Origin of the sequence: Streptomyces sp. NPDC088554, assembly GCF_044752945.1 — a bacterium.
Taxonomy (GTDB): domain Bacteria; phylum Actinomycetota; class Actinomycetes; order Streptomycetales; family Streptomycetaceae; genus Streptomyces.
In genome coordinates this window covers 37,844-61,430 of the sequence record NZ_JBIVMF010000026.1, presented here as the reverse complement: position 1 = coordinate 61,430, position 23,587 = coordinate 37,844, and the positions used below count along the sequence as shown (strand labels likewise).

Sequence of the window (23,587 nt, the reverse complement as noted above, 5' to 3'; positions counted from 1 at the left end):
CGCGATCGAGCGGATTCGGTCCGGTCCATGTAGCGGACGGACCCCTCGGCAAATTCACGCGATGTCCGTCCGCCGCCTCCACCGACGCATTCCCGGCCCACGCCGAGGCGCCCCATTTCCCGATGCGTCACGCGTACGGAAAACATTCCGCGAAATATCCAGGGTGTACGAAGGATCTCGTCCCCAGGCCGGCATCCCACTGATCGGCAGCGCTCCCGGAATCCCGGAAAGGAAGCGGTGAGCACGCTCCGCCCTGCCGTCGCCCCTCTCCCGGGCGAACCCAACGGTCACCAACCGTGATGGCCGATTTCCGTACGCGGGACACGCACGGGCCGCAGAGAGAAACGCCCGGAACGGCCTCGTGTCCCGGGGTGTCAGCCGAGCCGCAGCATCACCTTGCGGCTGGCGCTCGCGGGGTCGGCCGCGTCGGCCAGCGCCTCGGCCGCCCGGTCGAGAGCGAAGGGGGCTGATGACCGGGGGTGGCGTCGAGGCCGTAGCGCATCGTCAGGAGCGCGTCGTCGATCTCCTCGACGACGCGGTACGAGCCCATCCAGGTGGTCTCCCGGGTGACCAGGTCCCCGAGGGCCGTGGGAGCGAGGATCACGGAGATCAAGGTGATGCACGAGTAGACGACGAGCATCGCCGCGATGGGCCGCCGGCTGCCGGTGACGGCGGTCAGGGGCGCCGCGAGGACGGGCCCCTGGCGGTGGCGAAGATCCCGCCGATCTCCTTGGCCGGGGCGAGCTGGGTGAAGCGGGTACGGGCGCCGGACATCTCCGCCAGGGTGACGCTGCAACGAGAACAGGCCGAGCACCCGACATGGAGCCCGAGGACCATGCCGAGCGTCAGGGCGAAGGTGTTGCCGGAGGTCGCGAGCAGCATCATCGGGACCGCGAAGGCCATGGCGAGCAAGGTGCGGCGGGAGCCTTCCACGACTTCGAGGCGGGTGGCGGCAACCTTATCGGCGCCGCCGGCGACAGGCAGGTGAACCCGGTGGGACGCGGGAGCGCGCACCGGGACCCCCCGCTTCCCCTCGAAGGGACACACCCGCATGCGTACGCTCATCAGCCGGCGCCGTACGGCGGCCCTGCTCACCGCGACCGCCGCCATGGTCGCCCTCGGGGCGATACCCCAGCAGACCGCCGTCGCCGCCGAGACCTCCCCCATCGGCTTCGGCGCGGGCACGACCGGCGGGGGCGGCGCGGCGCCGGTCACGGTCTCCACCCTCGCCGCGTTCACCTCCGCGGTGAGCGGTGGCACCGCGAAGGTGGTCCGGGTCTCCGGGCTGATCACACTCAGCGGCCAGGTCGACATCGGCTCCAACACCACGGTGCTGGGCGTGGGTTCGGGGTCGGGCTTCACCGGCGGCGGGCTGCGGATCAAGGAGGCGACCAATGTCGTCGTACGCAATCTCAACATCAGCAAGCCCGTCGCGCCCTCCGACGGGATCACCGTGCAGAAGTCCACGCGGATATGGATCGACCACAACTCCTTCTCGGCCGACCGCGATCATGACAAGGACTACTACGACGGGCTGCTGGACATCAATCACGCGTCCGACTCCGTCACGGTGTCCTGGAACACCTTCAAGGACCACTTCAAGGGCTCGCTCGTCGGCCACAGCGACAACAACGCCTCCGAGGACACCGGGCGCCTGCGGGTGACGTACCACCACAACTCGTTCAGCAACGTCTACTCGCGCCTCCCCAGTCTGCGCTTCGGCACCGGCCACTTCTACGACAACTACGTCCAGGGGGCCGAGACCGCCTGCCACTCCCGGATGGGCGCGCAGATGCTGGTCGAGAACAATGTCTTCCGTGACACGAAGGTCGCGGTGACCACCAACCGCAGCAGCAAGACGGACGGTTACGCGGTGCTGCGCGGGAACGACCTCGGGGGCGCCGCCACCGAGATCTCACAGCCGGGCACCTTCACCTCACCGCCCTACAGCTACACGGCCGAGCCCGCGTCGTCCGTGATCGCGTCGGTGACCTCGGGAGCGGGTGCCGGGAAGATCTGAGCCGCGCCGGGGCCGCCGCCGCCGGTCCGAAGGCGGCGGCGGAACCGGGTCAGCGGGGCGCGCGGTAGGAGCGCAGCACCGACTGGTGCAGTGGGAACGTGTGCCAGCGCGCCGTGAACGTACGGTCGTCGAGCGAGCAGACCACCACCAGCCGGTGGGGTGTCTCCAGGAACGCCACCTCGACGTGCAGTGTGTTCTGGTCGGTCCATCCGCCGCTCACCGCCACGGGGACCTCCGTGTCCGGCTCCGCGTCGACCGTCCACCCCGGCGCCGTCCCGTCGAACCGCAGCCCGAGCCGGGTCCCGTCCTCGGCCAGGGACAGAGTCCAGCCGCCGCCGTCCGGGGCCACCGTGACCCCGGTCAGCGTCGGCTGGTCCGTACCGGAACCGCTCCGCCGGGTGAACTCCACGTCCGTCCAGGCGGCGGGGTCCGCGAGCGGTACGGGCTTCTCGGGCACCGGCGCCAGCGCCACCGCGGAGAGCCGCCGCCGCAGCGCCTCGTCCTCGGCCTCCGCGCCCTCGACCGGCGCGGCGCCGAACGCGGGCAGCAGATGCTCCCACACCGCCTCCAGCACGGCCTGCATGTCCTCGGCCGCCCCGGTCGTCGCGATCACCGCGTCGTACTCGGGCAGCACCAGACAGAACTGTCCGTACACCCCGTCGCCCCGGTAGCCGTGCCGGGAGCGCCAGAACTGGAACCCGTACCCCTGCCGCCAGTCGGGCCCGCCACCGAGCGTGCTGTCCGAGGTCGTGATGTGCGAGCGGGTCGCCTCGGCCACCCAGCTCTCCGGGAGCAGCCGCTCCCCCTCCCACACTCCGTTGTCCAGATAGAGCTGACCGAGCCGGGCGATGGCGTCGGTGGTGGCGTGCAGTCCGCTGAAACCCAGCTCGCGGCCGGCCCGGTCCCGCAGCCAGACGGTCTCCCCGATGCCCAGCGGCTCGAACAGCCGGGGCCGCAGATACTCCGTCAGCGACTGTCCGGTCAGCCGCTGGACGATCGCGGCGAGCGCGTAGGTGGCGGGCTGGTTGTACGCGAAGACGGTGCCGGGCTCCCGGTCCGGCGGGAGCAGCAGAAAGCCCCGGACCAGCTCCGTCCGGTCGAGGGCGCGCGCCTGGTCATGGGTCTCGGCGAGATGGCCGCTGGCCATGGCCGCGACATGGCGCACCCGCATGGCGCGGCTGCCGGGGTCGGTGATGTCGGCGTCGAACTCCGGGAAGTACGAGACGACGGGGGCGTCCAGGTCCAACAGACCCTCGGCGACGGCGAATCCGGCGGCCGTGGAGGTGAAGCTCTTGCTCAGCGAGTAGAGGAGATGGACCCGGTCCTCGGTGTAGGGCGCCCACCAGCCGGAGGCCACGAGGTGGCCGTGGCGCAGGATCATCAGGCTGTGCGGCTCGATGCCGGGCCGTCCCTCGATCGCGTCGAGGAATGCCTGGACACCGCGCGCGTCGACGCCCTGGGCGGCGGGGGTGGAAACGGGCAGCGGACGCGTACTCACTGGCGGAACCTCCTGAAGCGACGGTGGCCCGGGAAAGGGGCCACCGCCTACCTTTCCCGGACCACGCGCGGCTGTCCAGAACCCACCCCGGACGGCGGGGAGTTCAGAAGCGTCCGGCCCTCCGGTACAGGTCGAGTCCGCCGTCGGGTTCCACGGCGAGGACGCTCGCGTGCTCGCCGAGTACGTCGACCCCGGGCGGGTCGATCCACAGCACACCGGCGTACGGGCCGACCAGATCGCGGGCGGCGGGGGCGTGCCGCACGTTCAGGCCGCCGTGGGCCGTGTCCCACAGGGCCACACCGCCATGGTGACGGGTCGTCAGAAAAATGTAGCGGGCCCCGGCCCGGGCGAACAAATCCGCCCAGGCGCGGGGCCGGTAGCCCGCGGCGGTGAATCCGTCGAGCTGCGCCATGTACCGGTCGTGCGGGACATCGCCCTCGAAGAACGATCAGGACTCCCGCACACCGTCGACCGCGTAGATGCCTCAGTGGATGAAGATCCCCAACTTGGCGTCGGGGAAGCACTGTTGCATGGTCACACGCGCTCCCTCCGGAAGCGCAGGGTGAGGATCTGGAAGGGACGCAGCGCCACCGTGACCGCGCCGTCCTCGTCCACGGTCAGCGGCTGCTCGTCGGCCAGGGGCCGTTCCAGCAGGTCGACGACGGTGGCCCCGGTGTGGGTGAATCCGGGGAGGATCCGGCTGCGGGTGCGGCCACCGAGCGACTCGTACACCCGCACGACGACATCACCGGACCGGTCGTCGGCGAGCTTCACCGCTTCCACCGTGGCGGCCGGTCCGTCCGTGCTGACCAGCGGGGCGACGGGCGCCGCGGGGCCGGTCGCCGCGAGGCGCAGCGGCAGGTTGAGCGCGTACCCCTCGGCGATGGCGTCCTCGACGCTCGCGCCGGGCAGCAGCGCGTAGGTGAAGCGGTGGGTGCCCTGGTCTGCTCCGGGGTCGGGGATGCGCGGGGCGCGGACCAGGCTGAGGCGGACCGTGGTGGTGGTGCCGCCGTCCTCCTCGCGGGTGGTGCGGCCGACGTCGTGGCCGTAGGTCGAGTCGTTGATGATCGCGACGCCGTAGCCGGGCTCGGCGACATGCACCCAGCGGTGGCCGTAGACCTCGAACCGGGCCGCTTCCCAGCTGGTGTTGGTGTGGGTGGGGCGGTGGACATGGCCGAACTGGATCTCGGCGGTGGACCGGTCGGCGCGCACATCGAGGGGGAAGGCTGCCTTGAGGATCTTCTCGGCCTCGTGCCAGTCGATCTCGGTGGCGATGTCGATCCGCCGGCTGCCGGCCCGGACCGTGACGGTCTGGACGATACGGGAACCCTTGCCGAAGTCGCGCTCGATCCGTACCGCGCCGATGAGCGGTCCCTGTTCGGTGAGGGTGACGGTGACCGCGCCGGGGTCACGCAGATCGGTGAAGCGCTTCTTGTAGTGCTTGTCGATGTCCCAGGCGTCCCAGGAGTTGGGCAGGTCGCTGTGGAGGCGCAGCAGGTTCCCGGCGGCGCCGGGGGCGAGGACCTCGCGGTCCGCGGTGAGGTCCCGCACGGAGGCGAGGGTGCCGTCCTCGGCGATCTCGACCCGCACGAGGCCGTTGTCGAGGACGCGTCCCGCCGCCGTGACGGCCTCGGGCGCGGTGGCTCCGCCCAGCGGGGCGCTGCCGGAGGCCGGGACCTCGGTGTAGACGGCGACGGTGCCGTCCGCCAGGCGCTGCCCCTCGACGCCGGACACGTCGGCGGGGACGGTGACGACCTCGGCGCGGGCACGCGGGGCGGTGTTGAACACCTGGGTACGGTCCTGGTCGCCCAGCGCGGCCAGCGCGTCCGCGATGATCCCGGCGAGTTCCTCCGCGACGCGCGCGTACTCCGCCTCGGCCTCGCGGTGCACCCAGGCGATGGAGCTGCCCGGCAGGATGTCGTGGAACTGGTGGAGCAGGACCGTCTTCCAGAGCCGGTCGAGATGCTCGTACGGGTAGGGGAAGTCGGTGTGCAGCGCGGCGGTGGCCGCCCACAACTCGGCCTCGCGCAGGGCGTGTTCGCTACGGCGGTTGCCCTGCTTGGTGCGGGCCTGCGAGGTGTAGGTGGCGCGGTGGAGTTCCAGGTACAGCTCGCCGGACCAGACCGGTGCGTCCGGGTACTCGGCGCGGGCGGCGGCGAAGAACTCGTCGGGGTGCTCGATGGCGACCTTCGCCGAGCCCTCCAGATCCGCCAGCCTGCGGGCGCGCTCCATCATCTCGCGGGTGGGGCCGCCGCCACCGTCGCCGTGGCCGAAGGGGGCGAGCGAGCGGGTGCCGCGTCCCTTGTCCTGGTAGTTGCGGACGGCGTGGGCCATCTCCTGGCCGGAGAACTCGGCGTTGTAGGTGTCGACCGGCGGGAAGTGGGTGAAGACCCGGGAGCCGTCGATGCCCTCCCACCAGAAGGTGTGGTGGGGCAGCTTGTTGGTCTGGTTCCAGGAGAGCTTCTGGGTGAGGAACCACTCGTTGCCGGCGAGCTTGGCGAGCTGCGGGAAGCAGGCGTTGTAGCCGAAGGAGTCCGGCAGCCAGACGCCCTTGGTCTCGATGCCGAACTCGTCGAGGAAGAAGCGCTTGCCGTGGACGAGCTGGCGGGCGAGGGCCTCGCCGCCGGGCAGGTTGCCGTCGGCCTCCACCCACATGCCGCCGACGGGCGCCCACTGTCCGTTGTTCACGGCCTCGTGGATCCGGTCCCAGACCTTCGGGTAGTTGGTCTTGACCCACTCGTACTGCTGGGCCTGGGAGCAGGCGAAGATGAACTCCGGATACTCCCCCGCCAGCGCCGTGACGTTGGAGAAGGTCCGTGAGGTCTTGCGCTTGGTCTCGCGGATCGGCCAGAGCCAGGCGGAGTCGATGTGCGCGTGGCCGACCGCCGACAGGGTGTGGGCGCTGGCGTGCGCGGGCCGCTGGAGCACACCGCGCAGCGCTTCGCGCGCGTCGGCGGCGCTGCCGGGGACGTCGTCCAGGTCCAGCAGGTCCAGGCTGTGGTCGAGGGCCTGGGCGATCTCGTGGCGGCGCGGGTCGTGCTCGCCGAGTTCGAGCATCAGCTCGCGCAGGACCTGGAGGTCGAGGGAGAGGTGCCAGACGTTCTCGTCGAGGACCGACAGATCCGCGCGGGAGAAGGTGTAGAGGGGGGCGCGGCCCGCGGTGAGCTTGTCACCGAGCGGGGTGGGGGCGCGGAAGTCGTTGGCGAGGATGTCGGGGTTGGAGGCGGCCTCGATGAGGAAGTCGACGCGCTCGCCGCCCTCGGCGGGGTGCGCGACGGGGACGTACTGGTTCTGCGGGTTGACCGCCTTGACCGGGCTGCCGTCCGGGGTGTGGACCAGCGCCTCGGCCTGGCTGCCGGGCCAGTCGCCGACGAAGCCGAGGTCGAAGACGGCCTCGACGCGGCTCCCGGCCCAGGCCGCGGGGACCTCCCCGCGGACGCGGAACCAGGTGGTGCCCCAGGGCGGGCCCCAGGGGGTGCCGGTGGTGAAGGGGGTGTACGGGGCGGCCTCGGCCTCGGCGAAGGGCACCGGCTCGTCGGGGGCTTCCCACGCCTCGATGGCGAAGGGTACGGAGGAGGTGTATACGGCGGGCTTCACCCGCTGTTCGAGGACGCGTTCGACTCGGTCCTCGATGCGGCGGCGTTCATCGTGCATAGGAGTGCGTCCTACTTCCGGTTCAGATAGGCGAGGCCGGGATGTTCGGCGGTGTAGCCGTCGACGAGACGGCGGGCGACGGTCACCGAGTCCACGAGGGGGTGCAGGGCGAAGGCCTTGGCCGCGGTGGAGCGCGAGCCGCTGGCCGCGGCGGCCAGGACCTCGCGTTCGACGGCCTTGACCGCGCAGACCAGCCCGGTGGCATGGTCCGGCAGGGGAGCCGCGGAGAACGGATGGGCACCGCTGGCGTCCACCAGGCAGGGCACTTCGATGACGGCTTCCTCGTCCAGGACCCGCAGGGTGGAGCCGTTGCGGACATTGAGGATGAGGGTGGCGCGTTCGTCGCGGGCGATGGCCCGCATCAGGGCGAGCGCGACCTGTTCGTAACCGCCGGACTCCAGGTCGCTGGCGTCGCGTTCGCCGACGCCCGCCGTTTCGCGGTTCTCCGCCATGTAGGTGGCTTCGCGTTCGGCGCGGGTGCGGTCCCAGGCCGAGAGGGCGGCGGTGCCGGGCAGCTCCATCTCCTGGTAGAAGCGGGCCTGCTGGTCGCGGAGGAAGGCGCCGCGGGTCTGCTTCACCTCCTGGTAGGCGCGTACCGTTTCCCGGTTGAAGTAGTAGTAGTGCAGGTACTCGTTGGGGATCGCGCCGAGGGACTGGAGCCACTCGGGGCCGAACAGCTTGCCCTCCTCGAAGGAGGAGAGCGCCTCGGTGTCGGCGAGCAGCCGGGGGAGTTCGTCGCGGCCCGCGACGCGCAGGCCGCGCAGCCAGCCGAGGTGGTTGAGGCCGACGTAGTCGATCCACGCCTCGTCCGGGTTGGCGCCCAGCACCCGGGCGACGCGTCGGCCGAGTCCCACGGGCGAGTCGCAGATGCCTATGACCCGGTCGCCGAGATGGCGGGACATGGCCTCGGTGACCAGCCCCGCCGGGTTGGTGAAGTTGATGACCCACGCGTCGGGGGCGAGGGCGGCGACCCGGCGTGCGATGTCGACGGCGACGGGGACGGTACGCAGTCCGTACGCGATGCCGCCCGCGCCGACGGTCTCCTGGCCCAGGACCCCGCGGTCCAGGGCGACGCGCTCATCGGCCGCGCGGCCCTCGAGGCCGCCGACACGGATCGCGGAGAAGACGAAGTCGGCGCCGCGCAGTGCCTCGTCGAGGTCGGTGGTGGCCGTGACGACCGGGGCGTCGGGAACGCCTTCGGCCTGCTCCGCCAGGACCCGGGCCACGGCCGTGAGCCGGGCGGGGTCGAGATCGTGCAGGGTGACTTCGGTCACCCTGCCCTCGGCGTGATCGCCGAGGAGCGCTCCGTACACCAGCGGCACCCGGAACCCGCCGCCACCGAGAATGGTCAGTCTCATGCCTGGACCTCCGTCGCCCGAACCGTGTTCATACCCGAACCACCTTCACACCGGCCTCCTCCAGCACGGCGCAGGTCGCCGCGTCCGAAGAGGCGTTGGTCACCACTGACTGGAGATCCCCGGGTCCGCAGACCCGCGCCATGCCCGTCCCCGGGAACTTTCCGGAGTCGGCGAGGAGCACCACCCGGTCGCTCGCCGCGATCATCGCCCGCTTGACGGGAACCTCGACGACCGTGGTGTCCATCACCTGTCCGCCGGGGCGGACACCACTGGTGCCCAGGAACAGCCAGTCGGCGTGGAGCTGGCGGAGGCTGTCCTCGGTGAGGAAGCCGACCAGCGAGCGATATTCACGTCTGACCACACCGCCGAGCAGCACCAGCTCGATGCCGGTGTCATCGGCCAGCTCCTCGTACACCACCAGATTGCTGGTGACCACGGTCAGCCTGCGGCCGTGCAGCTGCCGGGCGAGCCGGTACGCGGTGGTGCCGATGTCCAGGAGAACACACTGCCCGTCCTCCACCATCGTCGCCGCGGCCGCCGCTATGGCGTCCTTCTCCGGTACGCGGACCCCGGCGACCTCCGCGAAGGGCTGGTCGCCCTCCTCGACGACCGCCCCGCCGTGGACCCGTGTGAGCAGGCCCTCCTCCTCCAGCTTCAGCAGATCGCGCCGTACCGTCGCAGCACTCACACCCAGTCGCTCGGAGAGGTCGGCCACCGCGGCGGGCCCCCCCGAGCGCAGGGCGCGCAAGATCAATTGATGTCGTCGCTCAGCTAGCACGGCCCGAACACTACTCTTCAAGCTCAATCATTTCCATGCATTCTTATGAAGAACTATTGCCATTTTTGCGCAAGAGGCGCACGATCCTGTGCACATCACTGCAGATCCATGACGAGAGGAGGCTGCTCGTGAGTGAGCCGCCCCCGTCCGGCCACCAGCCGTCCCGATCCCCCGGCCCCGCCGCTCCGCCGGATGTGCTGCTGACCGGACTGCTCTTCTACGATCTGGTCCTCACCGGCCTCGGCAAGCCGCCGACCCCCGGCGAGGAGATCTGGACCGGCGGTATGGGCTGCGGCCCCGGTGGCATAGCCAACCTCGCGGTGGCCGCTGCCCGCTACGGGCTGACGACCTCGCTGGCCACGGTCTTCGGGGACGACTTCTACGGGACCTACTGCCGCGAGATCCTCACCCGGCAGGAGGGCGTCGACCTGTCCCTGTCGCGTACGGCACCGGGCTGGTCCACCCCCGTCACCGTCTCGCTCGCACAGGGCCACGACCGCGCCCTGGTCACCCACGGCCAGGAGCCCCCGCACTCGCAGGACACACTGATGCGGGGCGCCCCGGCCGCCCGCAGCGCCGTGGTGCATCTGGACGCCGAGCCACAGGAGTGGATCGGGCGGGCCGCGGCGGCCGGTACCAAGATCTTCGCGGATGTCGGCTGGGACCCCACCCAGCGGTGGTCGGCCGACCTGCTCGCCCCGCTCTCCCTGTGCCACGCCTTCCTCCCCAACGAGGTCGAGGCGATGGGCTACACCCGCAAGGACACCCCGGCCGCCGCCCTCGGTGTGCTCGCCGACCTCGTCCCTGTCGCGGTTATCACACGCGGCCCCGACGGCGCGCTCGCCGTGGACCAGACGACCGGCGAACACGCCGAGGTGGCGGCACTCCCCACCGACACACTGGACGCGACCGGCGCCGGCGATGTTTTCGGTGCGAGCTTTGTCGCCGCTACCCTGGGCAGCTGGCCCCTCGCCGACCGGCTGCGCTTCGCCTCCCTGGCGGCGGGCCTGTCCGTACGGCAACACAGCGGGGCGCTCGCCGCCCCCGGCTGGTACGGCATCGACCGGTGGTGGCGTACCACCGGCAGTACGGACCCGGCGCTGCGCCGGACGTACGGTTTCCTGGCCGACCGGATCCCGGCCGACCCGGGGCCACCCGTGCATCACGCACCGGTCACCCCACACGTGCTCTGACAGCGACGGCGTACTGAGAAAGGCGGTGGGAGCGGTGCATCTCTCGCGCAGAGGACTGCTCCGTGCGGGCCTGGCCACGACCGTGGCCACGGCACTCGGCGGCACAGCGGCAGGCTGCTCGGCCCCGAGCGGCTCCACAGGCCGGGACATGACCCTCTGGTACTGGACCGGAGGGCTGAGCGACAAGGTCGTCGCCCAGGCAGAAACACACTTCACGGATGTCACACTTCGGCCGGCCCAGATCGGCGGCTACTTCAAGTCCAAACTGCTCACCACGATGGCGGGGCGTGCCTACGTCCCCGACATCACCGGGCTCAAGGGCGAGGACATGGCCTCGTACCTCCCCAACGCGGATCAGTTCATCGATCTGCGCACACTCGGCGCGGACCGGCTCAAGGACCAGTACCTGCCGTGGAAGTGGGCACAGGGCATAGCCCCCGACGGCCGGATGGTGGGTTTTCCCATCGACACCGGACCGGTCGCCCACTACTACCGGCCCGCGGTGTTCGAGCGGGCCGGGCTGCCCACCGAACCGGACGAGGTCTTCGCGGCGACGGCCACCTGGGACAAGTTCCTGGCGGCCGGCCAACAGCTCCAGAAGAAGATCCCCGGCGCCCATATGCTCATCGACCCGCTCTCGGTCTACCAGTACATGATCGGGCAGGGCACCCAGCGGTACGTCGACAAGAACCGCCACTTCATCGGCGACCAGGAACACGTACGCCGCGCCTGGGACACCTCGATCGAGGCGTACGAGCGCGGTCTGTGCTCGAAGTTCGTCTCCGGCACGCCGGACGCCAACTCTGCGACCGAACGGGGCCTGCTGCCCAGTCAGTTCGGCGCGTCCTGGGCGGCCGGTGACCTCAAGCTGGCGGTGCCGAGGACCAAGGGCAAGTGGCGGGTGGCGTCGCTGCCCGGCGGCGCGGCCAACAACGGCGGCTCGTTCCTCGCCATCACCAAGTACTGCCGGGAGCCCGAGCGGGCCTTCGCGATCATCAGCTGGCTGCTCTCCCCGGACAACCAGACCCGCGGCTTCGTGGACGCCACACTCTTCCCGTCCACCCCCGCCTCGTACCGGCAGAAGGCCATGCGCGCGCCCGACCCGTTCTTCGGCGGCCAGGTCACCATCGATGTCTTCGGACCCGCCGCGCAGAAGGTCCCGGTCGCGTACAACAGCCCGTACGACTATCCCCTCGATCAGACGGTCACCGCGGAACTGACCAATGTGAACGCCCTGGGCAAGGACCCGCGCCAGGCATGGAAGGACGCCATGGACAAGTGCCGGCGCATCGCGGACCACCTGGGGGTCACGACATGACCGCGCTCGAGACCGCGCCCCCGCCCACCGTGTCCGACACCGCCGCCCCCGTGCGCGCCCCGTCGAAGATCAGCTCGGCGCTCGCGCACTGGCGGCTCTATCTGGCGATCTCGCCCTTCTACCTGCTGTTCCTCTGCTTCGGTCTGGTGCCGGTGGGCTTCTCGCTCTATCTGTCCTTCCACCGGTGGGACGGTCTGGGCAAGATCGAGTACGCGGGGCTGTCGCAGTACCGCTACCTGATCGGTGACAGCCAGTTCTGGCACTCCATCGGCAACACCCTGATCATCTGGGCGCTCGGCACCCTGCCGATGCTGTTCATGGCACTGGTGGTGGCGGTGATGCTCAACTCGGCGGTGCGGTTCAAGAACGCCTACCGCTTCGCCTACTTCCTGCCCAACGTCACCTCGGTCGTCGCCGTCGGGATCATCTTCTCATCGATCTTCTCCACCAACTTCGGCCTCGCCAACGCCGTACTCCAGTGGTTCGGCCTCGACCAGGTCGCCTGGCTCAACAGCGACTGGGGCATCAAGACTGCCGTCGCCGCCCTGATGACCTGGCAGTGGACCGGCTACAACGCGCTGATCTTCCTCACCGGACTCCAGACCATCCCGAGCGAGCTGTACGAGGCGGCCAAGGTCGACGGCGCGGGACCGGTGCAGACCTTCTTCCGGATCACCGTGCCGATCATGCGGCCGATCATCCTGTTCACCCTGATCGTCTCCACCGTCACCGGGCTCCAAACCTTCACCGAGCCGCAAGTGCTGCTCTCCAACACCAACAACAGCTCGACCTTCGGAGGCGGTGCCGGCAACGCGGGCCAGACGATGGTCCTCTACTTCTTCCAGCAGAGCTTCGACAACAACGACTTCGGCTACGGCGCCGCGATCGCCTGGGGCATCTTCATCGTGGTGGCCCTCTTCTCGATCGTCAACTGGCGTCTGGTCCAGCGCAAGGGAAAGCGGGGGCAGTCGTGATGAGGACGAAGGCCATGAAGGGCGTGCGTGCCCGGGGAGTGACCCTGCATCTCGGTCTGATCGCCGGGGTGATCATCTCCCTCTTCCCGTTCTACTGGACGGTCGTGATGTCGACGTTGTCGTCGACGGAGATCTTCCAGTTCCCGCCGAGGCTGCTGCCCGGATCACACTTCGGCGAGAACGTCCGTCATCTCTTCGAGAAGATCGACTTCTTCGGGTCGATGCTCAACACACTGATCGTCGCGGTCTGTGTGACCTTCCTGGTGCTGTTCTTCGACTCGCTCGCCGCCTTCGTCTTCGCGAAGTTCCGCTTCCCCGGGCGCCGGGTGCTGTTCGCCATGATGATGGCCATCTTCATGGTGCCCGCCCAGCTCCAGGCCATCCCGCAGTTCGTGATCATGGCGAAGCTGGGCTGGATCGGCTCGCTGACCTCGCTGATCGTGCCCGCCGCCGCCAACGCGTTCGGCATCTTCTGGATGCGGCAGTACATGCAGGGCTCGATCCACGACGAGCTGATGGACGCCTCCCGGCTCGACGGCTGTGGCTTCCTGCGCCAGTACTGGCACGTGGCGCTGCCCGTGGTGCGGCCGGGCCTCGCCTTCCTCGGGGTCTTCACCTTCATGGGCCAGTGGAACGACTACGCCTGGCCACTGATCGCGCTGATCAACCCGGACCATGTGACGCTCCAGGTCGCCCTGTCCCAGCTCAACAGTGTCAACGGCACCACCGACTACGGCATGGTCATGGCCGGCGCCCTGCTCGCGCTGATCCCCCTGCTCGTGGTGTTCTTCCTGGGTGCCCGCCAGATCATGGCGGACCTGGCCAAGGGAGCCATTCGCTGACGGGCGGTGCGGGAGAAGACACTCACTCCGCGCCGGGCAGGCTGTCCAACAGCCTGCCCGGCGCCGCCTGTTTCCAGGAGTCCTGGATGATGTCGCGCAGTTCGTCCAGATCCTCCAGGGCCGCCAGCCTCACCCGTACCCACGCGGACGACGCCTCGTGCGGCGGCACCCAGAACTTCTCCGGCTCGGCCGCGATCAGCTCGGTCCGCTCGTACCGGGGGCACCGTACGGCGAACGACGTCTGATCGTCGGGGACCGTGACGAACATCTTTCCGGCGACCCGGAAGGTGGGCATGCGCCACGCCTCCTTCTCCACGGTCTGCGGGAGGGACAGAGCGATTCGGCGGACGTCCTCGGCATCGATCACGCCCTCGATGGTAGGCGGCCGCCCTCTTCCGCGTATTCCCCCGAAAGACTGTTCCTCCAGGGACTGTTCCTCCAGGGCGGCGACGATCTCGGGGGCCGAAATACACAGATCGCTACCGCCCATCGCATAAGCGGTCAATCTCTGAGGAATACCGCGGAATGATCGGTGGATCACCCCCCTGTCCCGTCCGGTGGCCATGCCTTCTCCGTTTCTCCGTCGAGACGCACCTTCCTGGCGCGCGGGACATGACGATCACTCATCCCACCCGCGCCACGGATACGTCCGCCGCCCCGCGGACCCACTGACCGCGCCGGCGACCTCCCCCGGCCGCACCTGCCGAGATCGTGTCCTCACCGTGACACTTCGGCTCCGATGAGGGCACGAACACACCGACGGCGGGCCGGAATCCACCATTCGGTGCCAACCGGCACAAGAAAGCTCCTTTCCGGACCAATTCCCCTGCTCCACAGGGTTTCTTCCCATCGAATAGTCAATCTTCGGTATCCAGATCACCTGGAGTGTGGTTAATGTTCAAGCACAGCCAACTCGCTGGTAACCCCAACGACGGCTCACGTTCGGCTGTCCCCACGCCGTTTCGGCCTCCCCCCTCCGCTTCGACGACGAAGCGATTCGCACCGTCGCGCCGCCATGCCCCGGAAGCGACGCACGAAAGGCAATTTCCTTGCGCACTTCTCGTGATGTCAGACGAAAGCTCATATCCCTCACCGCGGTATCCGCGACCCTGCTCTCCGGCACCGCCGTCGTCTCCCTGGCCCTGACCGGCCCGGCCGCCGCACAGCCCGCCGTCGAGAGCCCCGCGCCCGCCGCGGTCCCGGCCGCCCCCACGGCCGAGCGGCTGATCGTCGGTTACAAGGCCACCGCCGCCGAGGCGAAGTCGAACTCCGCTGCCGCCGCCGACGCCGAGGCCAAGGGCGTCGACGCCGACCAGGGCTTCCAGCGCAGGCTCGGCACCGGCGCCGCGCTGGTCGACCTGGGAGCGGACGTCAGCAAGGCCGAGGCCGCCGATGTCATCGCGCAGTACCAGGCCGACCCGCAGGTCGCCTATGTCGTACCGGACCGGCTGAACACACTGCAGGCGGACCCCAACGACACCGAGTACACCAAGCAGTGGGATCTGTTCGAGACCACCGCCGGTATGAACGTCCCCACCGCGTGGGACACCACCACCGGCAGCGGTGTGACCGTCGCGGTCATCGACACCGGCTATGTCGCCCACTCCGACCTGGCCCCCAACATCGTGGCCGGCTACGACTTCATCGGTGACACCGCGGTGTCGGTGGACGGCAACGGACGCGACAGCGACGCATCCGACCCGGGCGACTGGTCCCGCGCCGGTGAGTGCGGCACGGGCAGCCCGGCGAGCAACTCCTCCTGGCACGGCACCCATGTGGCGGGCACCATCGCCGCCGCCACCAACAACAACAAGGGTGTCGCGGGCATCGCCCACGGCTCGAAGATCTCGCCGGTGCGGGTCCTCGGCAAGTGCGGCGGCTACGACTCCGACATCATCGACGCCATCACCTGGTCCTCCGGCGGTACGGTCTCGGGCGTCCCGGCCAACGCGAACGTCGCCAAGGTCATCAACATGAGCCTCGGTGGCAACAGTTCCTGCTCCACCGCGACCCAGAGCGCGATCAACGCGGCCGTGAACCGTGGCACCACGATCGTCGTCGCGGCGGGCAACTCCAACGCCAACGCGGCCAACTTCTCGCCCGCCAGCTGCAACAACGTGATCAGTGTGGCCGCCCTGAACCGCACCGGTTCGCGCGCCTCGTACTCCAACTTCGGCGCCTCGGTGGACATCGCCGCGCCCGGTGGCCAGACCAACACCGGTACCGCCAACGGCATCCTGTCCACACTGAACTCGGGCACCACCACCCCGGGCGCCGAGTCGTACGCGTACTACCAGGGCACCAGCATGGCCGCCCCGCACATCGCCGGGCTCGCCGCGCTGCTGAAGTCCGCGAACACCTCGCTGACGCCCGCCCAGATCGAGTCCGCGATCAAGGCCAACGCCCGCGCGCTTCCCGGCACCTGCTCGGGCGGCTGCGGCGCCGGTCTGGCCGACGCGGCCAAGACGGTCCAGGCCGTCAGCTGACCTGTCGTCAAGCCTGACAGGGCCGGTCCGGTGTGCGTCACACACACCGGACCGGCCCTTCGGTGTGTCCGGGGGTGGTGGGTGGGTGGTAAATCCTACAGACCGCCGGCCACACGCAGGATCGCGCCCGTGGCGTACGAGGCGTCGTCCGAGAGCAGCCAGGAGACCGCGCCGGAGATCTCCTCCGGCTGCCCGGGACGGCCCAGGGGAATGGCGGACGCGCGCCTGTCCGGGCGCTCGGGGTCCGCGTGGAAACCTGTCCTGATGATGCCGGGAGCGACCGCGTTGACACGGATTCCGGCGGCGGCGACCTCCTTGGACAGACCGGTGGTCATGGTGTCGACGGCCGCCTTGGCCGCGGCGTAGTAGACGTACTCCCCGGAACTGCCGAGCGTGGCGGCCGCGGAGGAGATGTTCACGATGGAGCCGCCCCCGGTGCGTGTCATGTCACGGACCGCGCGGCGCGCGCACAACAGATAGCCCAGGACGTTCACCTCCAGGCTCCGACGCATGCCCGCCGCGTCCGCGTCGGCGAGGGGACCGACGGGGCCGCCGACCCCGGCGTTGTTGACCAGGCCCGTGACGGGGCCGAGTTCGGCGGCCGCCGTCTCGAAGAGCCGGTCGACGCCGCGCTCGTCGGTGGTGTCGAGCCGTACGGTGACACAACGCCGCCCCGTCGCCCCGACCGCCGCGGCGACGGCTTCGGCGGCGGAGGCGTCCGCGCGGTATCCCAGGGCCACATCGTGGCCGTCGGCGGCGAGCCGTACACAGATCGCGGCGCCGATTCCCCGGCTCCCCCCGGTGACGACGGTGACCGGCTGCCGGCTCATGGAAACCCCTGACTCCTGTGACTCCTGTACGGGGAGCGCCCGCGCCACTGGTGCGGGCGCCCCGTGCCACGCGCCGATACGGGCGGCGCCGTCACTCTACCGAGCCGCCCAATACCCAGGAAAACCGCATGCCATAACTCAATGGCCAGTCCACGCCAATGAATTGTCAGCACTTCCCCCACGCCGAACCCGGCCGCTAGTGTCGAATTCCGCGCCGGGGAACACATGGATTCTCCCGACGGAACGTTTCGAATGCCCGAAGGAGGATCGAAAGAACGAGATGAACAACCAACAGGTCACTGTCGTCGACGATGCGGAGAGCCTCGACAGCCTCGAAGCCCTGGAAGTCGAGGACCTTGAGGAAGGCATCGCCTTCCACGCCTTCCGCTTCTTCTCCTCCTCCTGACTCCCCGACCCCGACCCCGACCCCGACCGACTCAACCGACCCGACTGGCTTGACCGTACCGCCCCTTACCGACCTGCACCGACCCCGTACTGACCGTGCTGTCCGACCGCCGGTGAGCCGTCGGCGCCTCCCCCTCGAAGCGCCGACGGTGTACGGCCCGTTCCGGAAAGGCCATGCGAGACGGTGAGAACCTATTTCCAGCTGCTCGGCCACCGGCGTTTCGCCGTTCTCTGTCTGGGACAGGCGGTTTCCCTTCTCGGTGACGCTCTCTTCCCTATTCTCATTGTCGTGTCCGCGGCACAGGCAGGCACCACCGCGGAGACGGTAGCAGTGGTATTCGCCGCGCGTTTCATGGCGCTCGGATCCGTGGTGCTTTTCAGCGGCGCCCTGCTCGACCGGATCAATCCCGTGGCGGGAGCGGTGGCGGCGGACTCGGCCCGGGTGGCCATGTTCATCTGTACGGCCGTCTTCTGGGACGGCTCCCTCCATGTCCTGATCTTCGCCGCCGCCCTGGTCATCGGTGTCTGCGAGGCCATCAGCGAGCCGGCTCTGCTGGTGATCGTGCCCCGCGTCCTCCGGTACGGGCGGGCGCTGCTGCGTGACGCCGCTGCGGACCCCGTGTGGGGGGAGCCGCTCCCGCTGCGCGCCCCGGACGGGGCCGCGCTCGTCCGGTCGCTGGAGGCCTCACTGCACCGGGTGCTGGAGCGCCGGGGCGAGCCGGGAGGTCCGGATGCGTGTCGATGATCTCACCGAGGACGAGTCGGCGGCTGGCCTGCCCGATCTCGCCCGGATCGTCCTGCCCAGGACGCCCGACGACGTACGGGCCAACGAGCGGCTGCACCGGGTGGTGGCCCGGCACTGTCTGGTCCGCTTCCTGCGCGCGCCGAGACGGCTCGGGGACGCGGTGCCCGGCCCGGCGCCGGCGCTCGCGCTGGCCGGGGAGACGCTCGACGCCCTGGAGGTGGACGCCGCGCTGGATCTCGCCTCGCGCCCCGATCTGACGGGCTGGATCTGGCGCAGCGGGGTGGCGGGCGCGGATCCGGTGGTGCTGCTGGCGGAGCTGGAGAGCTGTCTGACCCGGGACGCCGGGGCGGCCGTCGCACGGGTCGTGTTCACCGCCCCGCAGGCCCGTCGTGTGTCGGTCCCGGTGCTGACCCGTTCGGGTCCCGACAGGGGTGGGCTGCTGTTCTCCTGGGCGGCGGAGTCGGAGTCGGACGAGCGGCCGCTGGATCTCGACGCGTCGGGCGCACGCGCGTTCGCGGCCCGGGTGCAGGCGGGCGCCGATGTCCTCGCGGACAGCCGGCCGCTGGGGCTCGCCATGGCGTCCGTCGACATCAGGGCGTTCGCCGCGCTGAGCAACCGTCGAGGTGACCGGCCGCTCAACTTCAGTGTGCACGGTCTGCGGGGGCTGGTGCTCACCAGCGAGCGCCCCGGGTTCGTGCTGGCCCAGCCCCTGGTCCACGAGGCCACTCACCAGCGGTTCAGCGGCGTTCTGGACTGTGTGGCCGTCGTACGGAACCCACGGGCGAGGCACTACTCCCCCTTCGTCGACGCCGAGCGGCCGCTCGGCCATCTCCTGCACGGCGTGCTGTCGTTCATCAGCGGTCTCCACGCGGCCCGGTGCCGGCGGGAGCGGACGGCGGACGCCCGGGAGCAGGAGCGGATCGGCCGCCATCTGACCGAGAGGGCCGCACAGCCGCTGCTCGCCGAGAACAACCTGACCGAGGTCGCCGAGCCGACCGCCGAGGGTGCCCGGCTGCTGGCGGGCTGCCGGGAGGCCGTGGAGTGCCTGCGCCGTGGATGAGGCGTTGCGGGACGCGCTGCGGCGGGCGTGCGAGACACTGGGGCCCGGTGCCCGCTTCTCGCTGGCGCGGCGGGGAAGCCTGGTCGAGGTGCGGATCGTGCTGGGCCGCGCCTGTCATGGCGGTACGCCGCAGTGGGGGGCCGCGGCGCACGATCCGGCGTTCGTCCTGCGCCGGATCGACGACGGGGTGGAACAGTTGCGGCGGGACAGGGAGCGGCTCGCCCACCGGCGGGACATCTCGGTGCCGCTGCACGGCCCCGCGGTGCTCTCCCCGTCGGCGGCCGGGGTCTTCGTCCATGAATGCTTCGGGCACACCAGCGAGGCGGACAACTATCTGGCCCGTTCCCCCTCCCTGCGGCGCGCTCTCGGGGACCGCTGGACGGCCGCGCCGCTGACCGTGCGGGACCGCCCCTCGGCCTGGCCCTATGCCGGGAGTTACGAGAGGGACGACGAGGGCACCGTGCCGCGTACCGTCACCCTGCTGACCGCCGGACGGTGGACGGGGCTGCTCACCCACACCCCGACGAGCGCGCTCAGCGGCGGGGTGAGCACCGGTCACGGCCGGGGCGCCGCCGGACGGCCCGCGCTGCCCCGGTGCAGCGTCCTCGATGTCCTTCCGGGGGACTTCCCGCCGTCCGAGCTGCTGCGGAGGATGGGGGACGGCTGGCTGCTCGGAACGCCGATCGGTGGTTTCTCGGTGCGCCGTCTGCTCGTACTGGAGCTGCTCTGGGTCCAGCGCGTGTACCGGGGGCGGCTGGTCAACGACGTCCGGGGACCCGCGGTGATCTGCGCCGACAAGGCCGCGCTCGCCGCCCAGGTGGCGGCCGTCGGCGACGATGTGACGGTCAACAGCTCGCCGTACACCTGTGTCAAGGAGGGGTACGAGGTCGGCTCCACCCTGATCAGTCCCTCGCTGCTCCTCGGCCGCTGTGTGCTGCGCCCGCTGGCGCACTTCCCCGGGCCGGCCGGAGGCCCGGCGGCCCGCGGCGGAGCATTCACGGTGCCCTGACCACCGGCCGGCCCGTCGCTACGGCCGTCCGGTCGCGGTCCACCGCTGGATCGTGTCCGCGAAACGGCCGAGTCCGTCGGGGCTGTGGGTGAGGAAGAGATTGGGCTCGATGAGTTCCAGCTCCATGACGACCGGCGTGCCGTCGTCCCCGACCGCGAGGTCCACCCGGGCGAAGAGGGCCGGGCCCTGGCCGGGGACCGCGCGCAGCGCGGCGGCGGCGACCTCGGCCTCGGCCCGGCTCGGCCGGTGTGCGGTGAGGCCGGGATGGGCGACCCTGTTGTTGTCGATGACCCCGATATCGGTCAGGACCGGCCCTTTGCGCAGTGCGTGGCTGAACGTTCCGCCGAAGTGGACGAGCGCCCGTTCGCCCTCGGCTATACGCGGGAGATACGGCTGCACCATGGCGGTCTCACCGGCGGCGTGGAGTTGTTCGACATGGCGTTCGGCCCCGGCCGTCATGCCCTCGGCGTACCGGGCGGCGCCCCGGGAGCCGGCGGAGACCGTCGGTTTGACGACGAAGTGCCCCTGTTCGGGCAGGACGATCTTCTCGCCGGGGGCGATGAAGACGGTCGGTACGGTCGGGACGCCCCGGTCGGCGAGGTCCGCGAGATACCTCTTGTCGCTGTTCCAGCGGACAACACCGGCGGGGTTGTACAGCCGGGTCACGGCGCTGATGTCGTCGGCCCGGGCGAGGAACGCGTCAAGCCGCCGCCAGTAGTCCCAGGTGGACCTGATGACCACACTGTCGTACGCCGACCAGTCATGGCCCTCGGTGTCCCAGGCCACCGCTTCGGCGTCCAGGCCACGGGCGCGCAGCGCGCCGACGATCAGCGGAAGGTCGACGTCCCGGTCGATCCCCACGGTCGCCGTGGCCAGGGCCACCCGTCCGGTTCCGCCGACCGCCATCGTCATCGTCTCCTCGTCGTCGTCGTCCGCGCGATGTCGTGCGCGTTGTCGCACGCATCGTCATTGCGCGAAGTTCCGAGCCTATCCCGGGTTCCGGACCAACGGGCCGGACCCCGGCGGGCCGGGCATGATGGGCCGGGTGAGGAGGGCTTCCCGATGAGTTCGCTCGGCAGGAGCCAGAGACAGCAGACAGCAGACAAGAAGAGGCCCCGGCGTGACCGACACCCCCGCATCCGATTTCCTGGAGCTGCTCCACGGCTCCGACAACGGCCAACTGATCGTCGGCATAAGCCACTTCGAGCGGCCCTTCCTGTTCACCACCGAGCTGGCCCAGGGCGCCGGATCCAGTGAGCTCGGGCTGGACCGGGGACGGTTCGGCAAGGTCCGGGTGGCGGAGTTCCGCAGGCTCGCCGGCCATGTCCTGCTCGTCCTGCGCAACAAACACTTCCTCGGTACGGGTGACACCGCCGCGATCCGCGCCGGGGACGAGTCGTTCGCGTGCTCCGTCGTGTGGAGCGCCCCGGTGCTCCGGGAACGGGACGGCACGGCCGTCGTCGACGTGACCGGGCTGGTGCTCGGCGACCACGACGGGATCACCGGGCATCTGCGGGAGCGGGGGCAGGGCGAGTACGCGGTCGACGCGTCGGCGAGCTTCCCGCTGGCCGACCGGTCGTGTACGGGCCCGGACGGTACCCGGCTGGCCGCCCTGCTCACCTTCCGCGGCCCCGGGGGCGGAAGCGCGCTCGGGACCGTGGTGCCCGATCCGCGTGCCCTGACCGTCGTCCAGCATCTGCGGTTCACCCCGCTGCCGGAGCCCGCGCTGCCCGCCCGGCGCTACCACCCGGGCTCCGGCGGCTACGGCATCGGCCACGAGGACCACTCGCTGGTGGGATCCGGCGACCGACAGGTGAAGTTCCAGCCCCGCTTCCGGCTGGAGCGGCCGATCGTCTTCGAGGTGGACCCCGCGCTCCCCGGACCACTGCGCGACGCGGTCGTGGAGGGCGGCAACTGGTGGCGGGGGGCGTTCGCCGCCGCCGGTCTTCCGGACGCGTACCGCGTCGAGGTGGGCGGCGCCGACTTCGATCCGTACCGGCCCGGGGTCAACTCCGTGGTGTGGGTGCACCGCGCGGGCCGTGGCTGGTCGCACGGGCAGGGGCTCACCGATCCACGTACCGGCGAGATCGTCGCCGCCCGGGTCCGGCTCGGCTCCCAGCGGGCGGACCAGGTGCGCGCACTGGGGGAGGCGCTGCTCGCCCCGTACGGCCGTCCCGACGAGCGGGAGCGGCTGGCCGCCGTGGAGAAGCTGGTCCTGGACCGGCTGCGGCAGCTCGCGGCCCATGAGATCGGTCACGCGCTGGGCTTCATGCACAACTACGCGAGCACACTGCACCCCGAGCCGTCGGTGATGGACTATCCGCACGCGCGGATCCGGGTCACCGACGACGGCGAGCTGGATCTGTCCGGGGCGTACGCGACCGGGCCGGGCCCGTGGGACCTGTTCCTCGTCGCGCACGCGTACGGGGAGTTCCCCGGGCGGGACGAGGCCGCCGCCCTGGCCGAACTGCGCCGGGAGGCCGCCGAGTCGGGCCTGGTCCACCTCACCGACGAGGACGGCCACGGCCCGGACGCCGCCCATGCCGACGCGGTCCCCTGGACCACCTCGGGCGGTGCGTTCGAGGCGTTGAAGGAGATCCTCGCGGTACGCCGTATCGCGCTGAACGGCTTCTCGCGCGGGGTCCTGCCGCCCGGGAGGCAGACCGGCGAGCTGGAGGAGCGCGCCACCCTGCTCCAGCTCCTGCACCGGCACCAAGTCACCGCCGTGGCCCGGCTCGTGGGCGGTGTCCGGTACGTGTACGGCCTGGCCGGCGAGGACGGCACCGGCGCCGTCCCCGTCGACGCGGCGGACCAGCACAAGGCACTGGAGCGGCTGGCCGCGCTGCTGCGCGCGGAGCAACTGGCCCTGCCCGCCGCCGTGCTGAACGCGCTCACCCCGCCCGCGATCCGTTACGGGCGTACGGCACAGTCCTTCGACACGCGCGCGGGCCGGGTCTTCGACCCGTTCTCGGCGGTGGCCGCCGCCGCGTCCCTCGTCGGCGAACAGCTGCTGGATCCGGCCCGCCTGAACCGGCTCGCCTGGCAGCACGCGGCCGACCCGGCGGTGCCCGGGGTCGCCGTACTGCTGGGCGCACTCCTCGATGCCACCTGGCACCGCGCCGACCCGGTCCCGGCCGGGGTCCTCGCCGGGGAAGCCGTCCAGCACACCGCCAACTGGGTGCTGTTGCACCATGTCCTGGCCGTTCTGGAGGGCGACGCCCTGCACGCCCCGGTCCGCGCGCTCGTACGGTCGGCCCTGCGCGGGCTGGCCGACCGGCTGCGTACCGGCGAAGGAACCCAGGGGCGCGAGGCTGCCGAGCTGATCAGCGCCACGCTCGCCGACCCGGCGGTGGCCCGCGCCGGATCGCTGCCGAGGATCCCGCCGGGGGCACCCAACTGAGGCCCGCTGGTGGGGAC

General features: G+C 70.6%; 19 protein-coding genes and 2 pseudogenes. 11 read left to right on the top strand and 10 right to left on the bottom strand.

Annotated features, from left to right (window positions below; translation table 11 throughout):
- Positions 1–391: 391 nt before the first annotated feature.
- Together ACIP8W_RS26190 and ACIP8W_RS26185 are read right to left on the bottom strand one after the other, a co-directional pair.
- Positions 392–604, bottom strand: a complete 213-nt coding sequence (locus ACIP8W_RS26190) for a hypothetical protein (RefSeq protein WP_401956553.1) — start codon at positions 602–604, stop codon at positions 392–394.
- A gap of 71 nt (positions 605–675) precedes the next feature.
- Positions 676–903, bottom strand: coding sequence for a hypothetical protein (locus ACIP8W_RS26185; RefSeq protein WP_401956552.1), 228 nt, complete (start codon positions 901–903; stop codon positions 676–678).
- A 148-nt stretch (positions 904–1,051) separates the two neighbouring features.
- Here ACIP8W_RS26185 and ACIP8W_RS26180 point away from each other — a divergent pair, with 148 nt between their 5' ends.
- Entirely contained in the window at positions 1,052–2,020 is a 969-nt protein-coding gene (locus tag ACIP8W_RS26180) for a polysaccharide lyase family 1 protein (RefSeq protein WP_401956550.1), read from the top strand.
- A gap of 49 nt (positions 2,021–2,069) precedes the next feature.
- Here ACIP8W_RS26180 and ACIP8W_RS26175 read toward each other — a convergent pair whose 3' ends face one another.
- From ACIP8W_RS26175 to ACIP8W_RS26155, 5 genes and pseudogenes are all read right to left on the bottom strand, one after another.
- Positions 2,070–3,518: a serine hydrolase domain-containing protein gene (locus tag ACIP8W_RS26175; RefSeq protein WP_401956548.1), complete on the bottom strand. Its 1,449-nt coding sequence runs from the start codon at positions 3,516–3,518 to the stop codon at positions 2,070–2,072.
- Between the two features lie 208 nt (positions 3,519–3,726).
- Positions 3,727–3,999: pseudogene (locus ACIP8W_RS26170) on the bottom strand (alpha-L-fucosidase); the annotation flags it as partial.
- A 53-nt stretch (positions 4,000–4,052) separates the two neighbouring features.
- The gene (locus ACIP8W_RS26165; RefSeq protein WP_401956545.1) at positions 4,053–7,172 is read right to left on the bottom strand and encodes an alpha-mannosidase; all 3,120 of its coding nucleotides are present in this window, start codon (positions 7,170–7,172) and stop codon (positions 4,053–4,055) included.
- Positions 7,173–7,183: 11 nt separating this feature from the next.
- Entirely contained in the window at positions 7,184–8,530 is a 1,347-nt protein-coding gene (locus ACIP8W_RS26160; protein WP_401956543.1) for a 6-phospho-beta-glucosidase, read from the bottom strand.
- A 28-nt stretch (positions 8,531–8,558) separates the two neighbouring features.
- Positions 8,559–9,308, bottom strand: a complete 750-nt coding sequence (locus tag ACIP8W_RS26155; protein WP_401956540.1) for a DeoR/GlpR family DNA-binding transcription regulator — start codon at positions 9,306–9,308, stop codon at positions 8,559–8,561.
- A gap of 128 nt (positions 9,309–9,436) precedes the next feature.
- Here ACIP8W_RS26155 and ACIP8W_RS26150 point away from each other — a divergent pair, with 128 nt between their 5' ends.
- From ACIP8W_RS26150 to ACIP8W_RS26135, 4 genes are read left to right on the top strand one after another with little or no spacing between them, the layout of a single operon-like run.
- Entirely contained in the window at positions 9,437–10,501 is a 1,065-nt protein-coding gene (locus tag ACIP8W_RS26150; protein ID WP_401956538.1) for a PfkB family carbohydrate kinase, read from the top strand.
- A 34-nt stretch (positions 10,502–10,535) separates the two neighbouring features.
- Positions 10,536–11,819 carry an extracellular solute-binding protein gene (locus ACIP8W_RS26145; RefSeq protein ID WP_401956535.1) on the top strand — a complete coding sequence of 428 codons (1,284 nt, stop codon included), beginning with the start codon at positions 10,536–10,538 and terminating at the stop codon, positions 11,817–11,819.
- Positions 11,816–12,793, top strand: a complete 978-nt coding sequence (locus ACIP8W_RS26140; protein WP_402204862.1) for a carbohydrate ABC transporter permease — start codon at positions 11,816–11,818, stop codon at positions 12,791–12,793. The genes ACIP8W_RS26145 and ACIP8W_RS26140 overlap by 4 nt, the downstream gene beginning before the upstream one ends.
- 14 nt (positions 12,794–12,807) lie before the next feature.
- Positions 12,808–13,635 carry a carbohydrate ABC transporter permease gene (locus ACIP8W_RS26135; protein WP_401956531.1) on the top strand — a complete coding sequence of 276 codons (828 nt, stop codon included), beginning with the start codon at positions 12,808–12,810 and terminating at the stop codon, positions 13,633–13,635.
- Positions 13,636–13,657: 22 nt separating this feature from the next.
- Here ACIP8W_RS26135 and ACIP8W_RS26130 read toward each other — a convergent pair whose 3' ends face one another.
- Positions 13,658–14,002 (bottom strand): MmcQ/YjbR family DNA-binding protein, encoded by a 345-nt coding sequence (locus ACIP8W_RS26130; RefSeq protein WP_401956530.1) that lies wholly within the window; start codon positions 14,000–14,002, stop codon positions 13,658–13,660.
- Between the two features lie 682 nt (positions 14,003–14,684).
- Between ACIP8W_RS26130 and ACIP8W_RS26125 the strand changes: the two are divergent.
- Positions 14,685–16,118, top strand: a pseudogene (locus ACIP8W_RS26125) (S8 family peptidase); the annotation flags it as partial.
- A 98-nt stretch (positions 16,119–16,216) separates the two neighbouring features.
- On the opposite strand, the gene ACIP8W_RS26120 reads toward ACIP8W_RS26125, so the two are convergent.
- The gene (locus ACIP8W_RS26120) at positions 16,217–16,951 is read right to left on the bottom strand and encodes an SDR family NAD(P)-dependent oxidoreductase (protein ID WP_402151542.1); all 735 of its coding nucleotides are present in this window, start codon (positions 16,949–16,951) and stop codon (positions 16,217–16,219) included.
- Positions 16,952–17,231: 280 nt separating this feature from the next.
- On the opposite strand from ACIP8W_RS26120, the gene ACIP8W_RS26115 reads away from it, so the two are divergent.
- The 4 genes from ACIP8W_RS26115 (at position 17,232) to ACIP8W_RS26100 (ending at position 20,170) form a co-directional block, all read left to right on the top strand.
- On the top strand, positions 17,232–17,357 hold the full coding sequence (locus ACIP8W_RS26115; protein ID WP_401956526.1) for a hypothetical protein: 126 nt from the start codon (positions 17,232–17,234) through the stop codon (positions 17,355–17,357).
- 288 nt (positions 17,358–17,645) lie between these two features.
- The gene (locus ACIP8W_RS26110; protein WP_401956524.1) at positions 17,646–18,101 is read left to right on the top strand and encodes a hypothetical protein; all 456 of its coding nucleotides are present in this window, start codon (positions 17,646–17,648) and stop codon (positions 18,099–18,101) included.
- Complete coding sequence (locus ACIP8W_RS26105) at positions 18,088–19,161, top strand: aKG-HExxH-type peptide beta-hydroxylase (RefSeq protein ID WP_402204859.1); 1,074 nt, start codon at positions 18,088–18,090, stop codon at positions 19,159–19,161. Before ACIP8W_RS26110 ends, ACIP8W_RS26105 begins: the two co-directional genes overlap by 14 nt.
- Positions 19,154–20,170: a metallopeptidase TldD-related protein gene (locus ACIP8W_RS26100; RefSeq protein WP_402204857.1), complete on the top strand. Its 1,017-nt coding sequence runs from the start codon at positions 19,154–19,156 to the stop codon at positions 20,168–20,170. The genes ACIP8W_RS26105 and ACIP8W_RS26100 overlap by 8 nt, the downstream gene beginning before the upstream one ends.
- Positions 20,171–20,188: 18 nt before the next feature.
- On the opposite strand, the gene ACIP8W_RS26095 is transcribed toward ACIP8W_RS26100, so the two are convergent.
- Positions 20,189–21,130 carry a RimK family alpha-L-glutamate ligase gene (locus ACIP8W_RS26095; RefSeq protein ID WP_402204855.1) on the bottom strand — a complete coding sequence of 314 codons (942 nt, stop codon included), beginning with the start codon at positions 21,128–21,130 and terminating at the stop codon, positions 20,189–20,191.
- Between the two features lie 160 nt (positions 21,131–21,290).
- Here ACIP8W_RS26095 and ACIP8W_RS26090 point away from each other — a divergent pair, with 160 nt between their 5' ends.
- On the top strand, positions 21,291–23,570 hold the full coding sequence (locus ACIP8W_RS26090; RefSeq protein WP_402204853.1) for a zinc-dependent metalloprotease: 2,280 nt from the start codon (positions 21,291–21,293) through the stop codon (positions 23,568–23,570).
- The last annotated feature ends 17 nt before the right edge of the window (positions 23,571–23,587 follow it).

Bases quoted from the DNA above. Each gene is read 5' to 3' on its own strand.
- ACIP8W_RS26185 (WP_401956552.1), bottom strand. From the start codon at position 903: ATGGCCTTCGCGGTCCCGATGATGCTGCTCGCGACCTCCGGCAACACC.
- ACIP8W_RS26180 (WP_401956550.1), top strand. From the start codon at position 1,052: ATGCGTACGCTCATCAGCCGGCGCCGTACGGCGGCCCTGCTCACCGCG.
- ACIP8W_RS26165 (WP_401956545.1), bottom strand. From the start codon at position 7,172: ATGCACGATGAACGCCGCCGCATCGAGGACCGAGTCGAACGCGTCCTC.
- ACIP8W_RS26160 (WP_401956543.1), bottom strand. From the start codon at position 8,530: ATGAGACTGACCATTCTCGGTGGCGGCGGGTTCCGGGTGCCGCTGGTG.
- ACIP8W_RS26140 (WP_402204862.1), top strand. From the start codon at position 11,816: ATGACCGCGCTCGAGACCGCGCCCCCGCCCACCGTGTCCGACACCGCC.
- ACIP8W_RS26135 (WP_401956531.1), top strand. From the start codon at position 12,808: ATGAAGGGCGTGCGTGCCCGGGGAGTGACCCTGCATCTCGGTCTGATC.
- ACIP8W_RS26120 (WP_402151542.1), bottom strand. From the start codon at position 16,951: ATGAGCCGGCAGCCGGTCACCGTCGTCACCGGGGGGAGCCGGGGAATC.
- ACIP8W_RS26115 (WP_401956526.1), top strand. From the start codon at position 17,232: ATGAACAACCAACAGGTCACTGTCGTCGACGATGCGGAGAGCCTCGAC.
- ACIP8W_RS26105 (WP_402204859.1), top strand. From the start codon at position 18,088: ATGCGTGTCGATGATCTCACCGAGGACGAGTCGGCGGCTGGCCTGCCC.